Raw genomic sequence first — 13,933 nt, 5'->3', positions numbered from 1 at the left:
GCGCAGGTGGAGATCACCGGACGGGTGCCGCCCATAGCGTCGGAGAGGTCAGCCGATCCCCGTCCGACGGGAGCACCACATTGTCCGCAACCCCGACCACCGGCGTCGCCGTCACCGCCCGTGAGCTGCGCAAGGAGTACGGCTCCGGGCTGTCCCGGGTCGTCGCCCTCGACGGCGTCGACCTCGATCTGGCCGCCGCCCGGTTCACCGCCGTGATGGGCCCGTCGGGCTCCGGCAAGTCGACCCTGCTGCACTGCCTCGCCGGCCTGGACCGGCCGTCGGCCGGCACGGTGCGCATCGGCGACGCCGACCTCGCCCGCCTCGACGACCGCCGGCTGACCCGGCTGCGCCGGGACCGGATCGGCTTCGTCTTCCAGAAGTTCAACCTGCTGCCCACCCTGACCGCCGAGGAGAATATCGTGCTGCCGCTGGCCATCGCCGGCCGGCGGCCCGACCCGGAGTGGCTGAACCGGGTGGTGGCCGCGGTCGGCCTCACCGACCGCCTCCGGCACCGGCCCGCCGAACTCTCCGGCGGCCAGCAGCAGCGGGTGGCCGTGGCCCGGGCGCTGGTCACCCGACCGTGGGTGATCTTCGCCGACGAACCCACCGGCAACCTGGACTCGCGCTCCGGCGCGGAGGTGCTGCGGCTGCTCCGTGAGGCGGTGGACACCCTCGGCCAGACCGTGGTCATGGTGACCCACGACCCGACGGCCGCCGCGCACGCCGACCGGGTGGTCTTCCTCGCCGACGGGCGGCTGGTCGAGGAGCTGCACGCCCCGACCGCCGGCCAGGTCATCGACGCGCTCACCCGGCTCGAGGTCGGCGCGCCGCTGGTGGGGCGGTGACCGGGATGCTGCGCCTGACCCTGCGCCAGGTCCGCGCCGACGGGCTGCGCCTGCTGCTCTCCTCGCTGGCGATCGTCCTCGGCGTCGCCTTCGTCGCCGGCACCCTGATGTTCATCGACGGCATGCGCGCCGGGGCGTACGAGCGGGCCGGCGCCTTCGACCGGCACACCGACCTGGCCGCGTACGCCGACGCCACGCCGCTGCCGCCGACCCTGGTCGACCGGGTGCGCGCGGTCGACGGGGTGGCCGCCGCCGAGGGGGAGCTGACCGGCACCGCCGGGGTGATGGGCGCCGACGGTCGGCCGGTGCTCGGCTACGCCGTCCTCGCCGCGATCCCCACCGACCCGGCCCTCCAGTCGTACGACGTGGTCGCCGGGCGGCTGCCGCAGCGGCCCGGCGAGCTGGTGCTCGACGAGGAGACCGTCGCCGACCAGCGCTTCACCCTGGGCAGCCCGGTGCGGGTCGGCGGGAACGGCGGGCCGGCCCGGCCGTACACCCTGGTCGGCGCCGTCGATGTGGCCGGCAGCTCGCGCGACGTCGGCGGCCCGTTCATCGGCCTGGCCGGCGCGGACGCGCTGGCCGTGAGCGGGGAACGCGGCTTCGGCCGGATCATGGTGGCCGCGCGGCCCGGGGTGGACCGGGCGGCGCTCGCCGACCGGGTCCGCGCGGCGGTCGGGCGGCAGGTCGTGGTCCGGGACCGCGCGGCGATCCTCGACGCGGCCGTCGCGGACGCGGTGCGCGACCGGCGGCAGTTCGAGCTGTTCCTCGGCACCTTCGCCGCGGTGGCGGTGCTGGTCGCCGGCTTCGTGATCGCCAACACCTTCGCCATCGTGCTCGCCCAGCGGTCCCGGCGGACCGCTCTGCTGCGGCTGGTCGGGGCCACCCGGGGCCAGGTCTACCGGGCCACCCTCGGCGAGGCGGCGCTGACCGGGCTGCTCGCCTCGGCGGTCGGGGTGCTGGCCGGGGTGGGGCTGGCCGCGGGCCTCGGCGCGCTGCTGTCCACCCTCGACACGCCGGTCGCCGTGACCGCCCGTACGGTGCTGCTCTCCCTCGGTCTCGGCACGCTGCTGACCGTGGCGTCCGCCGCGGTGCCGGCCTGGCAGGGCACCCGGGTGGCGCCGGTGGCCGCGCTGACCGACGCCGCCGTGCAGCCCGCCCGGCGGGCCGGCCGGGTCCGGCTCACGGCCGGCGCGCTGGTCCTCGCCGCCGGGGTGGCCGCGCTGGCCGGTGCCGGGGCCACGGGCCAGGTGCCGCTGGTCGCCGCGGGCGGGGTGCTGGCCTTCCTGGGCATCGTGCTGTTCGGCCCGGTGCTGGTGCCGGCGCTGGTGCGGGTGCTCGGCCTGCCGGCCCGCCGGCTGCTCGGCGTCCCGGCCGGGCTGGCCGTGGCGAACGCCGTGCGCAACCCGCGCCGGGTGGCGGCCACCGCCACCGCAATGGTCATCGGGATCGGCCTGGTCTCCGCGTTCGTGGTCGGCGCGGGCAGCGCGAAGGCCGGCATCGAGCGCGCGGTCGACGCGCGGATCGGAGTGGACTTCCTGGTCACCGGGATCGGCGGGGACCTGCCGGCGCCGTTGGCCGGGGAACTGGCCGCCCGGCCGGAGCTGGGCGTGGTGCACGAGCAGCGCACCCGGGTGGCCGACGGGATCGAGGTGCGCGCCGCCCACCCGGCGCTGGTCCGGCGGACCCTGTCCGCGGTGGACGCCGGCGACCCGGCCGACCTGGGCCCGGGGGCGGTGCTGGTGCACCGCGAGCTGGCCGCCGCCCGCGGCTGGTCGGTCGGCAGCACGGTCCCGCTCGCCGGCCGGTCGTTCCGGGTGGCCGCCGTGGTGGCCGACGACAACCGGGCCCTGGCCGGCAGTTCGGTGCCCGCCGGACACGCGGTGGACGTCGTCGACGCCGACTTCACCCGCCTCTTCCCGGCCGAGCGCGGTCACCTGGCCGAGGTGGACCCCGCCGACGGGGTCAGCGCCGACGTCGCCCGGGCCGCCGTCGAGTCGGTGCTCACCAACTATCCGACGGTCAACCTGCTGGACCAGGCCGCCTACAAGAAGATGCTCACCGGCACCGTGGACCTGGTGCTCGGCTTCGTCACCGCGCTGCTCGGCCTGGCCGTGGTGATCGCGCTGGTCGGCGTGGCGAACACGCTCACCCTCTCGGTGGTGGAGCGGACCCGGGAGAACGCGGTGCTGCGCGCCGTCGGCCTGAGCCGTGGCGGGATGCGGACGCTGCTCGCCGTCGAGGCGGTGCTCACCGCGCTGGTCGGCACCCTGCTCGGCATCGCGTTGGGCATCGGGGTGGCGGCCGGCGGGATGGCCGTGCTGGCCCAGCTCGGCGGGGACTTCACCCTGGTCCTGCCCTGGGGGCGGCTCGGGCTGATCGTCGCGGTGGCGGTGGTCGCCGCGCTGGCCGCCTCGGTCCTGCCGGCCCGGCGCGCGCTGTCCCGACCGGTGGTGGCGGCTCTCGGCACGGAGTGACCGCCGGGCGCCCGAGACGCGTCGAGCCGGTCCCGCGACAGGCGCGGGGCCGGCTCGATCTGTTCCGGCTGCCGCCGGGTCAGCGGTCGGACGCCGGCTGGGCCCCGCCCCCGTCGCCCCCGCCGTCGCCGCCACCCGCGGGGGCGGTCGTGGTCGTCGTGGTCTCGGTCGGTGCGGTGGTCTCCACCGGCGGCGAACTCGTGGTCGGCGCCGTGGTCGGCGGGGCGGGCTGGGTCGACGGGACGCTCGACGGGGTCGGCTGGGCCGACGCGCTCCCGGAGGGGCTCGGCGTCGCCGAGGACGAGACCGAGGGCCGGCCGGTCGGGCCCACCGGGCGGTAGCTGCGGCCACCCCCCTCCGTCGGCGGCGCCTCGGTGACCGCGGCGTCCGCGACCGAGTTGCTCGGGGCGACCGCCGGCGGGGTCGTGTCGAGCTGGGTGGCCGGCGCCTCGGCGTTCTTCGCCGCGCCCAGGGCGGCGCCCAGCGCGGCCAGCGCCACCAGCACCGCGGCCGCTGCGCCGACCAGCGTGCCGCGCCGGCCCGGCCGGCGGGCCGGGGCAACCAGCGCCCCCTGCGCCGCGGCGGTCAGGTCGTCGCGGGTGCGGCTGGATCCGGTCGCGCCGCGCAGCGCCACTGGCACCATCGAGGTGGGCGCCTCGGAGCCGGCCGCGCGGGCCGCCTCGGCCATCGCCGCGGCGGTGGGGAAGCGGTCCGCCGGGTCCTTGGCCAGGGCCCGGGCCACCAGGTCGCGGACCGGCTGCGGGATCTCGTCCGGCAGCTCCGGCGGCTCGTCGTCGAGGTGCCGGACCGCCACCTGGAGCGGGTTGTCCCCGGTGAACGGCGGGTTGCCGGTGAGGCAGCAGTAGGCCACCGCGCCGAGCGCGTAGAGGTCGGTGGCGCCGGAGACCGGACGCCCGGCGGCCTGCTCGGGGGCCATGTAGAGGGCGGTGCCGGGCACCGCGTTCGTGCTGGTGATGCTGGTGACGTTGGTCGACCGGGCCACCCCGAAGTCGACCAGCACCACGGTGCCGTCGTCCTGCACGAGCAGGTTGCTCGGCTTGACGTCACGGTGGACGATGCCCCGGGTGTGCGCCGCTTGCAGCGCCTGGGCCACCTGCGCCACGATCGACATCGTCTCGCCGACCTCGAGCTGCCCGGCCGCCTCGATCCGGCGGGAGAGCGGCTCGCCCGCGACGAACTCCATGACCAGGTAGTCGGCCCGGCTGCCGTCGGGCAGGTCGTCCTCGCCGCAGTCGAAGACCTGGACCACGCCCGGGTGGCGCAGCGACGCCATGATCCGCGCCTCGGAGCGGAACCGGGCGATGAAGTCGGGGTCGGAGACCAGGGCGGGCAGCAGGACCTTCACCGCGACCGGACGGCCGAGCACCAGGTCCGTGGCACGCCAGACGTCGCCCATGCCGCCGGTGGCGACACGGTCATCCAGGCGGTACCGACCGCTGAGCACGACGTCTGAAGTCAACACGCCATTACCGTACCCAGAGCGGCCCCGGAGTATTTCCCGCGATCTCTCCCGTCACGACCGGCGCGCGGCCCGGCGGGACTCGGCCGAACGGTCGGGCCCGCCCGAACCGATTGGCTGACCGTGACGATCCGCGTACGATCGGCCAGGAAAATGTGTCCGACAGTTCGTGTGTCCGAGTTCCGGACTGGTGTTTTGTCCCGGTTCACCGAACCGCAGCGCATTCCGGGTGGCGTTCGTTACACCGACGCGCCGCGACTGTCCGTAGACAATTCTCACTCTTTTGCCGGCGGGCGGCGCCTTGTCCAACCCAACGTCCGCTCCTAGCGTTGGCCCGGCTCCCGGCCGCCCCATGCCGCCGGTACGGTATGTCCGCCGACGACCGTCCTCACGGCGGTAGTTCCATACGGCGCCCGGCACCTTCCGTGCCGGCGCCGATCAGGTCAGCGGGGGGCTGATGGTGCGGGTGGAGGTCCGGTCGTCCGACCGGGCGGGCGTCGGGCACACCGGCACCGGCGGGCGCCGGTGCCGGAAGTCGGCACGGCGGGAACGGCGGATCCATGACCGGTGAGCTGAACGAGGCGGTCGCCGCCGCGCAGGCGGGCGACGAGGAGGCGTTCCGCTTCCTCTACCGCAGCCTCCAGCCCGGCCTGCTGCGCTACCTCACCGCCCTGGTCGGCGCCGACGCCGAGGACGTGGCCTCGGAGGCGTGGCTCCAGATCTCCCGTGACCTGCCCAGCTTCACCGGCGGGGAGTTCCGCGCCTGGACGGTCACCATCGCCCGCAACCGCGCCATGGACCACCTGCGCCGGCAGCGGCGACGGCCCGCCCTGCCGGTGCCCGTGCAGGCGCTCAGCGAACTGGCCGGGGACGCGGACACCGCCGAGCGAGCGGGCGAGACCATCGGCACCGATAGCGCGCTGGCCCTGATCGCCAGCCTGCCGCCCCGCGAGGCGGAGGCGGTGCTGCTGCGCGCCGTGATCGGGCTGGACGCGGAGACCGCCGGGCGGGTGCTCGGCCGGCGGGCTGGCGCCGTGCGTACCGCCGCGCACCGCGGGCTGCGCCGGCTGGCCGCCATGCTCCAGCGCACCGACGCGGACCAGTCGTCGGACCAGGCCGGGGGAGCGACCCCGCCCCGGCCCCGTACCGGCCGGGGACGGCAGGCGCCGCAGGCGCCCAAGGCCGAGCCGGCGGACGGTTGACGTGGAGGAAAACGGGATGAACTTTCGCCGGTCCGACGGGCCCGCCGACCGGGCGGAGTCGGAGCGCCTCCTCGACACGGCCCGCACCGGGACACCCCCGGAACCGACGGCCGACCCGCTGGCGCTCCTGCTCGCTGCGGCGGCCGCCCCGGCCGACCCAGGCGAGCTGACCGGTGAGGAGCGAGCGGTCGCCGCGTTCCGCGCCGCCCGGGCGAACCCGGCCCCGGCCGCGGCGCCGCGACCGCGTCACCGCTTCCGGGTCGGCGCGGTGCTGGCCGGCGTCGCCGCCACCGCCACCGCCGGAGCGGCGTTCGCCGCGGTGAGCCTCGACCGGAACCCGGAACCGGCGCCCCCGCCGGTCCCGGCCACCTCCGGCAGCACCGGTGCGAGCGGTCCGGGCACGCCGACACACTCCGGGGGCGCCACCCCGTCCGGCGGGCCGTCCGGCGGGATCCCGTCCACCGCGCCGACACCCGGCGGATCCGGCGGACCGGGCCGGCCGGCCGACGCCGCACAGCTCGCCGGGCTGTGCCGCGCGTACCTGGCGAAATCCGACCGGCAGCGGGCCCGGGCGTTGGAGACCGACGTCTTCGCCGACCTGGTCTCCGCCGCCGGCGGCGCCGACCGGGTCGAGGACTACTGCCTGGCCCTGGTGCCGGAGAAGTCGCCGGAGGCCGCCCCGCCGGAGCCCGCCTCGCCGAGGGCCGCCTCACCGAAGCCGTCGGCCCACAAGGCGACCCCGTCCGCGCCCGCCGCCCCGACCCGGCGGACCGGCAGGCCGACCACCGCCCCCGGTCGCTGAGCCGATCCGGCCGCCGTCCGCAATCGGATTCCGGACAAAAATTCATCTCCTCGGGCGCGCGGATTCCGTCTGCTAGACAGAAGATGGTGGGACCCGCGGACGCCCGGCCGCCACGGCAGGGGCGCCCGGCCGACAGCGTGGTCGCCCGCCCGGGGAGAGGAGCCGTCTCTTGGTGATGTCGCCGGAGCTGGACCGGATCACCGTCCTGCGGGACGAGGCGGGGGCCCACGGGCACATCGCCAGGATCTGCTTCAAGACCGGGCCACCCACCCTGACCGGCATCGAGCTGGAATGGACGGTGCACGACGCCGCGGACCCGACCCGCCCGGTCGACCGCGACCGACTGCGCCGGGCGCTGGGACGGCACAGCCCCGTCACCCTCGACCCCACCAGCCCGGCCGCCGGGCTCCGGCGCGGTGGCACCGTGACCGTGGAGCCGGGCGGGCAGGTGGAGATCTCCTCCGCGCCGCGACCGTCGGTCGCCGCGCTCATCCTGGCCACCGAGGCGGACCTCGCCGAGCTGCGAGCCCTCCTGGACGCCGCCGGCCTCGTCCTGGGCCGAACCGGCATGGACCCCTGGCGCCCCCCGCATCCCGTGCTGGAGACCCCGCGTTACCGCGCCATGCGCGGCGTCTTCGATCGCCACGGGCCGGCCGGTCGGGCGATGATGTACAGCACCGCCGGGCTCCAGATCTGCCTGGACGCGGGCGAGCCGGACCGGGTGGCCGAGCGGTGGGCCGCCGCGCACGCCGTCGGGCCGCCGCTGCTGGCCGCCTTCGCCACCGCCGGCCGGCACGCCGGCCGGCGCACCGGCTGGGCCTCCACCCGGATGGCCGCCTGGCTGGCCATGGACCCGGCGCGCACCCGCCCGGTCTGGTCGCCCGGCCGCGCCGACCGCGACCCGGTCGCCGCCTGGACCGGCTACGCGCTCGCCGCGCCGCTGCTCTGCGTACGCGGCGACGGCCCGGACTGGACCCCGCCGCCCGGCGTCACCTTCGCCGACTGGCTGGCCGGGGCGCTGCCGCGCCCGCCGACCACCGAAGACCTGGAATACCACCTCAGCACGCTCTTCCCGCCGGTCCGCCCGCGCGGCTACCTGGAGGTCCGCTACCTGGACACCCAGCCGGACCGGGAGTGGGCCGTGCCGCTGGCGGTGCTGGCCGCGCTCTTCGCCGATCCGGCCACCACCCGGGACGCGCTGGCCGCCGCCGCCCCGGTCGCCGACCGCTGGTCCGCGGCGGCCCGGCACGGGCTGGCCGAGCCACCGCTGGCCGCCGCCGCGGCGACCCTGTTCGACCTGGCCCTGGCGGCCCTGCCCCGGCTGGACCTGCCGGCCGGGCTCCACGACGAGACGAGCCGAGCGATCCGGCGGCGCCGCGCCGCCGCGGAAAGGGGACACCGGTGACCACGACCGAGCGGCCGGCCACGGAGGGCGAACAGCTGCGCGGCCGGATCGCGGCCGAGCTGGAGCGCGCCCGCGCCCGGACCGCGCTGCTGACCGACGCGGTGGACGACGACGACCTGGTGCGGCAGCACTCCACGCTGATGTCCCCGCTGGTCTGGGACCTGGCGCACGTCGGCAACCAGGAGGAGCTGTGGCTGGTCCGCGACGTCGGCGGGCGCGAGCCGGTGCGCCGCGACATCGACGACCTGTACCACGCGTTCAAGCAGCCCCGCAAGGACCGCCCGGCGTTGCCGCTGCTGCCGCCGGCCGAGGCGCGGGCGTACGTGCGCACCGTCCGGGAGAAGGTGTACGACCTGCTGGACGGGATCCGGTTCACCGACCGGAAGCTGGTCGAGGACGGCTACGCGTTCGGCATGATCGTTCAACACGAGCAGCAGCACGACGAGACCATGCTCGCCACCCACCAGTTGCGCGCCGGCGTTCCGGTGCTGCACGCCCCACCTCCGCCGGAGCCGCGGGCCCGGGTCGGCGGCGAGGTGCTGGTGCCGGCCGGCCCGTTCACCATGGGCACCTCCACCGACCCGTGGGCGCTGGACAACGAGCGCCCCGCGCACACCGTCGACCTGCCGGCGTACGCCATCGACGCGGCGCCGGTCACCAACGGGCAGTACCGCGCCTTCATCGCCGACGGCGGATACGACGAGCCGCGCTGGTGGAGCGAGGCCGGCTGGCGGCACCGGGTCGAGGCCGGGCTGAGCGCCCCGATGCACTGGCGGCGCGACGGCGACGGCTGGGCGTACCGCCGGTTCGGCCGTTGGTCGCCGGTGCGCGACGACGAGCCGGTGGTGCACGTCTGCTTCCACGAGGCGGCGGCGTACGCCGCTTGGGCCGGCAAGCGGCTGCCCACCGAGGCGGAGTGGGAGAAGGCGGCCCGCTGGGATCCGGCGACCGGCCGGTCCCGCCGGTACCCGTGGGGCGACGCCGACCCGACCGGCGCGCACGCCAACCTGGGGCAGCGGCACCTGTGGCCGGCGCCGGTGGGCGCGTACCCGGAGGGCGCCTCCCCGCTCGGCGTGCACCAGCTCGTCGGCGACGTCTGGGAGTGGACGTCGAGCACCTTCCGGGGCCACCCGGGCTTCGTGGCGTTCCCCTACCGGGAATACTCGGAGGTCTTCTTCGGCGACGACTACCGGGTGCTGCGCGGCGGCTCGTTCGGCACCGACCGGTCGGCGTGTCGGGGCACCTTCCGCAACTGGGACTACCCGATCCGGCGGCAGATCTTCAGCGGCTTCCGCTGCGCCCGCGACGCCCGCCCCGAGGAGGCGGCGTGACGGGTGGTGCCGCCTGATGTGCCGCCACCTGGCGTACCTGGGTCCGCCGGTCAGCCTGCGCAGCCTCCTCTTCGACCCGCCGTACGGCCTGCTGCGGCAGTCCTGGGCGCCGCGCGACATGCGCGGCGGCGGCACGATCAACGCCGACGGCTTCGGGGTCGGCTGGTACCCGGGCGACGGCGACCCGGTCCGCTACCGGCGGGCGCAGCCGATGTGGAGCGACACCACCCTGCCGGAGCTGGCCGGCGTGACGGTCGCCGGCGCGGTGCTGGCCGCCGTCCGGTCCGCCACGGTGGGCATGCCGCTGCACGAGACGGCGGCGGCGCCGTTCGCCGAGGGGCGGTGGCTGTTCAGCCACAACGGGGTGGTCCGGGGCTGGCCGGACAGCCTGGTGCCGCTCGCCGCCGGGCTGCCCGTCCGCGACCTGCTGACCCTGGAGGTGCCGAGCGATTCGGCGCTGCTCTGGGCGCTGGTCCGGCACCGGCTGCGGGCCGGTGCGGCGCCCGGCGACGCGCTGGACGGGACCGTCGCGGCGGTCGCCGCCGCCGCCCCGGGATCGCGGCTGAACTTGCTGCTTACCGACGGCATCACGGTGGCGGCCACCGTGGCCGGGCACGCCCTGTCGGCGCGGCATACCGCGGGCTCGGTGCTGCTGGCCTCGGAGCCCTTCGACGACGACCCCGGCTGGCGGGCGCTGCCGGACGGCCGGCTGGTGGTGGCCACCGCCACCGGGCTGGACACCCGGAAGCTGACGGTCGCCTGACATCCCTTTCCCACAGCGGTAGGAACAGGAAGGACAGCTGATGAGCGCGGAGCCACTGGAGATCCACCTGGAGGAGCAGGACCTCAGCCGCGGCCTGCGGGAGGACGTCCGGGTCGGGCTGACCGCGACACCGAAGTGGCTGCCACCGAAATGGTTCTACGACGCCCGGGGCAGCGAGCTCTTCGAGGAGATCACCCGGCTGCCGGAGTACTACCCGACCCGGGCCGAGCGGGCGGTGCTCGCCGCGCACGCGGACGACATCGCCGAGCTGACCGGCGCGAAGACCCTGATCGAGCTGGGCTCCGGCTCGTCGGGGAAGACCCGGCTGCTGCTGGACGCCTTCACCCGCCACGGCGACCTGGGCACCTTCGTCCCGCTGGACGTGTCGGTCAGCGCGCTGCGCCGGTCCACCGGGCAGATCGCGGCCGCGTACCCCGGGCTGCGGGTGCGGGGCATCGTCGGCGACTTCACCCGGCACCTGGACCGGCTGCCCACCGGCGGCCGGCGGCTGGTGCTGTTCCTCGGCGGAACCATCGGCAACCTGCTGCCGGTGGACCGGGCCGAGTTCCTCACCGCGACGCGCGCGGCGCTGGAGCCCGGCGACTGGCTGCTGGTCGGCACCGACCTGGTCAAGGACCCGTCGGTGATCGTCCCGGCCTACGACGACGCGGCCGGGGTGACCGCCGAGTTCAACCGCAACGTGCTCCGGGTGATCAACCGGGAACTGGGGGCGGACTTCGACCCGGAGGCGTTCCGGCACGTGGCGGTCTGGGACCCTGAGCACGAGTGGATCGAGATGCGGCTGCGGGCCGAGCGTCCGGTCCGGGTGCGCGTGCTCGACCTGGACGTCGAGTTCGCCGCCGGCGAGGAGCTGCGGACCGAGGTCTCGGCCAAGTTCCGGCCCGAGGGGATCGGCCGGGAACTGGTCGCGGCGGGGTTCGACCGGCAGGCGTTCTGGACCGACCCGGACGGGCTCTTCGGGGTCAGCCTGGCCCGGGCCGACTGAGCCGCCGGGGCGCGGCGGGTGAGCCTGTTCACCCGTCGCGGCCCGCGCCGTGATGATCCGCTAGGCTGGGGCCGCGAAGGGGAGTAGCCCCCAATGTCGTGGTCGACATACTGATGCGTTCCGCATCCGGCCACGCGGCCCCGGTCCCCGGGGCGGGCGAGACCTTCGACTCAGGCTGTCGCAGCCGGGTCGAGGGCGCCCCCGTACCTCCTCCCGGCTTGATCGGGAAGGTTCACATGGACGGTTTCCTCGTCGCGCTGGTGATCAGCTTCGGCGTCATCTTCGTCGCCGAGCTGGGCGACAAGTCCCAGCTCATGGCTCTGACGTTCGCCACCCGGTTCCGGACCCTGCCGGTGCTCATCGGCATCACCGTGGCCACCGCGATCGTGCACCTGGCCTCGGTCGCCATCGGATACGGCCTCAACGCGGCGCTGCCCACCAGCTGGATCTCGCTCGTCGCCGGCCTGGCGTTCCTCGGCTTCGGCGCGTGGACGCTGCGCGGCGACAAGCTGACCGAGGAGGAGAAGCGCAAGGCGGAGAAGAGCAGCCGTAACGCCATCGTCGCCGTCGGGGTGGCGTTCTTCCTGGCCGAGCTGGGCGACAAGACCATGCTCGCCACCATCACCCTGGCCACCAAGTACGGCTGGTTCGGCACCTGGCTCGGCTCCACCCTCGGCATGGTCGCCGCCGACGCCCTGGCCATCCTGGTGGGCCGCCTGCTCGGCCGGCACCTGCCGGAGAAGGCCATCCGCTACGGCGCCGCCGTGCTCTTCGCCATCTCCGGCCTCTGGCTGATCCTCGAGGCGGTCGCCGAACTGACCTGACCCCCGCCGGCCGGTTCCGCCGCCGGGGTGCGGCGGAACCGGCCGGCGGATGATCGAGAGCCGGGTCCCCTGGGTATGAACATCCGGGCGACGCTGCGGCGGGCGACGACCACCGCCTAGCGTGAGCCACGAGACGAAACCCCGACGACCGGGAGGTCCAGCGCATGAGCAGGCACGACGAGCCCAACGAGTACGGCTTCGCCGGGGGCGCCACCGCTCCGGAGCCGCCGGCCGGCGGGCGCTCCGACGAGCAGGACCGGATCGAGGCCATCGCGGTCCCGGGCGACGACCTCACCGAGCCGGTCACGGACGCGCTGGAGGAGGAGACCGAGGAGCGCGGCGAGGAGCGCCGGGCCGACCGGCGCCGCTGAACCCGAGTCGAGCCGGCCGCGGTGGCGGCCGGCGCGCGAGCTAGGCCGGCCTGTCCTGGTAGACGTCCGGGATGCCGTCGCCGTCGGAGTCCCGGCTCTCCCGCTCGCTGATCCGCCGGTAGACCCGGTTGCGCCGGACCAGCACCGTCGAGGCGAGCCCGGCCGAGACCAGCGAGCCGAGCAGCACGGCGGCCTTCACCCGCTCGTCCTCGGGGCTGCCCGGCCCGAACGCCAACTCGCCGACGAGCAGCGACACGGTGAAGCCGATGCCGGCCAGCAGGGCCAGCCCGGCCAGGTCCGCCCAGGTGATGTCCTCGTCGAGTTCCGCGCGGGTGAAACGGGCGAGCAGGAACGTGGAGCCCAACACCCCGACCGTCTTGCCGAGGACCAGCCCGGCGACCACCCCGACCACCACCGGGTCGGTGAGCACCGCGGCCAGGTCGACGTCGACCAGGGTCACCCCGGCGGCGAAGAACGCGAAGATCGGCACCGCGAGGCCCGCCGAGATCGGGCGCCACCGGTGCTCCAGCCGCTCGGCCAGCCCCGGCCCGCCGCCCCGGGGGGCGAGCACGGGCACGGTGAAGCCGAGCAGTACCCCGGCCACCGTGGAGTGCACGCCGGAGGCGTGCACCAGCGCCCAGGCGGTCACGGCGAGCGGGAGCAGCGCCCACCACCAGGTGTGGCGGCGCCGCACCAGCAGCCCGAAGGCGGCGATCGGTAGCAGCGCGGCGATCAGCGGCAGCGGGTGGAGGTCGGCGGTGTAGAAGACCGCGATGATGACGATCGCGAAGAGGTCGTCGACCACCGCGAGGGTGAGCAGGAAGGCGCGCAGGCCCTGCGGCAGGTGCGAGCTGACCACGGCGAGGACGGCGAGCGCGAAGGCGATGTCGGTGGCGGTGGGGATCGCCCAGCCGCGCAGCCCCACCCCGCCGGCGCTGAGCGTCACCGTCAGGTAGACCAGCGCCGGCACGACCATGCCGCCCATGGCGGCCACCACCGGCAGCGCCGCACGGCGCGGGTCGCGCAGGTCACCGGCCACGAACTCCCGCTTGAGCTCCAAGCCGACCACGAAGAAGAAGATCGCCAGCATGCCGTCGGCGGCCCAGGTGGCGAGGTTGAGGTCCAGGTGCAGCCCGGCGCCGCCCGGCCACGGCACCCAGTCACCAAGTTCGGCGTACGCGGCGCGCCAGGGGGAGTTGGCCCAGACCATCGCGATCACCGCGCCGAGCAGGAGCAGGCCGCCGCCGACGGTCTCCGTGCGCAGCACGTCGGCCAGGAAGCGGGCCTCCGGCCAGGACCGGCGGGACAGCAGGCGGGAGGAGGGCGGGGTGGTGCGTTCGGTCATGCGGCGTCCGTTCCGGGAGCGGGGTCGGCGAAGCGATCGCCGACCAGGCTTCCCGGCACACCGGTTCCGACCCTATCCGGCCGCC

Annotated in this window: 12 protein-coding genes; 10 read left to right on the top strand and 2 right to left on the bottom strand. The window is 75.8% G+C overall.

Going from position 1 to position 13,933, the window contains the following annotated elements; all coding sequences use genetic code 11:
- The first annotated feature begins 80 nt into the window (after window positions 1-80).
- The gene (locus AB0F68_RS20330; RefSeq protein WP_357340482.1) at window positions 81-845 is read left to right on the top strand and encodes an ABC transporter ATP-binding protein; all 765 of its coding nucleotides are present in this window, start codon (window positions 81-83) and stop codon (window positions 843-845) included.
- Between the two features lie 5 nt (window positions 846-850).
- The gene (locus AB0F68_RS20325) at window positions 851-3,319 is read left to right on the top strand and encodes an FtsX-like permease family protein (RefSeq protein ID WP_357340480.1); all 2,469 of its coding nucleotides are present in this window, start codon (window positions 851-853) and stop codon (window positions 3,317-3,319) included.
- Window positions 3,320-3,398: 79 nt separating this feature from the next.
- On the opposite strand, the gene AB0F68_RS20320 is transcribed toward AB0F68_RS20325, so the two are convergent.
- The gene (locus tag AB0F68_RS20320) at window positions 3,399-4,802 is read right to left on the bottom strand and encodes a protein kinase (RefSeq protein ID WP_357340478.1); all 1,404 of its coding nucleotides are present in this window, start codon (window positions 4,800-4,802) and stop codon (window positions 3,399-3,401) included.
- A gap of 557 nt (window positions 4,803-5,359) precedes the next feature.
- Between AB0F68_RS20320 and AB0F68_RS20315 the strand changes: the two genes are divergently transcribed.
- The 8 genes from AB0F68_RS20315 (at window position 5,360) to AB0F68_RS20280 (ending at window position 12,503) form a co-directional block, all read left to right on the top strand.
- Window positions 5,360-6,001: an RNA polymerase sigma factor gene (locus tag AB0F68_RS20315; RefSeq protein ID WP_357340476.1), complete on the top strand. Its 642-nt coding sequence runs from the start codon at window positions 5,360-5,362 to the stop codon at window positions 5,999-6,001.
- A 16-nt stretch (window positions 6,002-6,017) separates the two neighbouring features.
- Entirely contained in the window at window positions 6,018-6,803 is a 786-nt protein-coding gene (locus AB0F68_RS20310) for a hypothetical protein (RefSeq protein ID WP_357340474.1), read from the top strand.
- Window positions 6,804-6,972: 169 nt separating this feature from the next.
- Window positions 6,973-8,208, top strand: coding sequence for an ergothioneine biosynthesis glutamate--cysteine ligase EgtA (egtA, locus tag AB0F68_RS20305; protein ID WP_357340472.1), 1,236 nt, complete (start codon window positions 6,973-6,975; stop codon window positions 8,206-8,208).
- Complete coding sequence (gene egtB, locus AB0F68_RS20300; protein WP_357340470.1) at window positions 8,205-9,539, top strand: ergothioneine biosynthesis protein EgtB; 1,335 nt, start codon at window positions 8,205-8,207, stop codon at window positions 9,537-9,539. Before egtA ends, egtB begins: the two co-directional genes overlap by 4 nt.
- A gap of 16 nt (window positions 9,540-9,555) precedes the next feature.
- Entirely contained in the window at window positions 9,556-10,302 is a 747-nt protein-coding gene (egtC, locus tag AB0F68_RS20295; RefSeq protein WP_357340468.1) for an ergothioneine biosynthesis protein EgtC, read from the top strand.
- Between the two features lie 40 nt (window positions 10,303-10,342).
- The gene (gene egtD, locus AB0F68_RS20290) at window positions 10,343-11,308 is read left to right on the top strand and encodes an L-histidine N(alpha)-methyltransferase (protein ID WP_357340465.1); all 966 of its coding nucleotides are present in this window, start codon (window positions 10,343-10,345) and stop codon (window positions 11,306-11,308) included.
- Between the two features lie 236 nt (window positions 11,309-11,544).
- Window positions 11,545-12,132, top strand: coding sequence for a TMEM165/GDT1 family protein (locus AB0F68_RS20285; RefSeq protein ID WP_357340463.1), 588 nt, complete (start codon window positions 11,545-11,547; stop codon window positions 12,130-12,132).
- A 164-nt stretch (window positions 12,133-12,296) separates the two neighbouring features.
- On the top strand, window positions 12,297-12,503 hold the full coding sequence (locus tag AB0F68_RS20280) for a hypothetical protein (protein WP_357340461.1): 207 nt from the start codon (window positions 12,297-12,299) through the stop codon (window positions 12,501-12,503).
- 40 nt (window positions 12,504-12,543) lie between these two features.
- Here AB0F68_RS20280 and nhaA read toward each other — a convergent pair whose 3' ends face one another.
- Window positions 12,544-13,848, bottom strand: a complete 1,305-nt coding sequence (nhaA, locus tag AB0F68_RS20275; RefSeq protein WP_357340459.1) for a Na+/H+ antiporter NhaA — start codon at window positions 13,846-13,848, stop codon at window positions 12,544-12,546.
- Between the last annotated feature and the right edge of the window lie 85 nt (window positions 13,849-13,933).

It is taken from the genome of Micromonospora sp. NPDC023966, from assembly GCF_040639095.1.
GTDB lineage: Bacteria > Actinomycetota > Actinomycetes > Mycobacteriales > Micromonosporaceae > Micromonospora.
This window is presented reverse-complemented; position numbering and strand designations above follow the sequence as displayed.

Excerpts from the sequence above, each read along its gene's own strand:
- AB0F68_RS20325 (WP_357340480.1), top strand. The coding sequence starts at position 851 with ATGCTGCGCCTGACCCTGCGCCAGGTCCGCGCCGACGGGCTGCGCCTG.
- egtC (WP_357340468.1), top strand. The coding sequence starts at position 9,556 with ATGTGCCGCCACCTGGCGTACCTGGGTCCGCCGGTCAGCCTGCGCAGC.
- AB0F68_RS20285 (WP_357340463.1), top strand. The coding sequence starts at position 11,545 with ATGGACGGTTTCCTCGTCGCGCTGGTGATCAGCTTCGGCGTCATCTTC.
- AB0F68_RS20280 (WP_357340461.1), top strand. The coding sequence starts at position 12,297 with ATGAGCAGGCACGACGAGCCCAACGAGTACGGCTTCGCCGGGGGCGCC.
- nhaA (WP_357340459.1), bottom strand. The coding sequence starts at position 13,848 with ATGACCGAACGCACCACCCCGCCCTCCTCCCGCCTGCTGTCCCGCCGG.
- AB0F68_RS20315 (WP_357340476.1), top strand. The coding sequence starts at position 5,360 with ATGACCGGTGAGCTGAACGAGGCGGTCGCCGCCGCGCAGGCGGGCGAC.
- egtD (WP_357340465.1), top strand. The coding sequence starts at position 10,343 with ATGAGCGCGGAGCCACTGGAGATCCACCTGGAGGAGCAGGACCTCAGC.
- AB0F68_RS20310 (WP_357340474.1), top strand. The coding sequence starts at position 6,018 with ATGAACTTTCGCCGGTCCGACGGGCCCGCCGACCGGGCGGAGTCGGAG.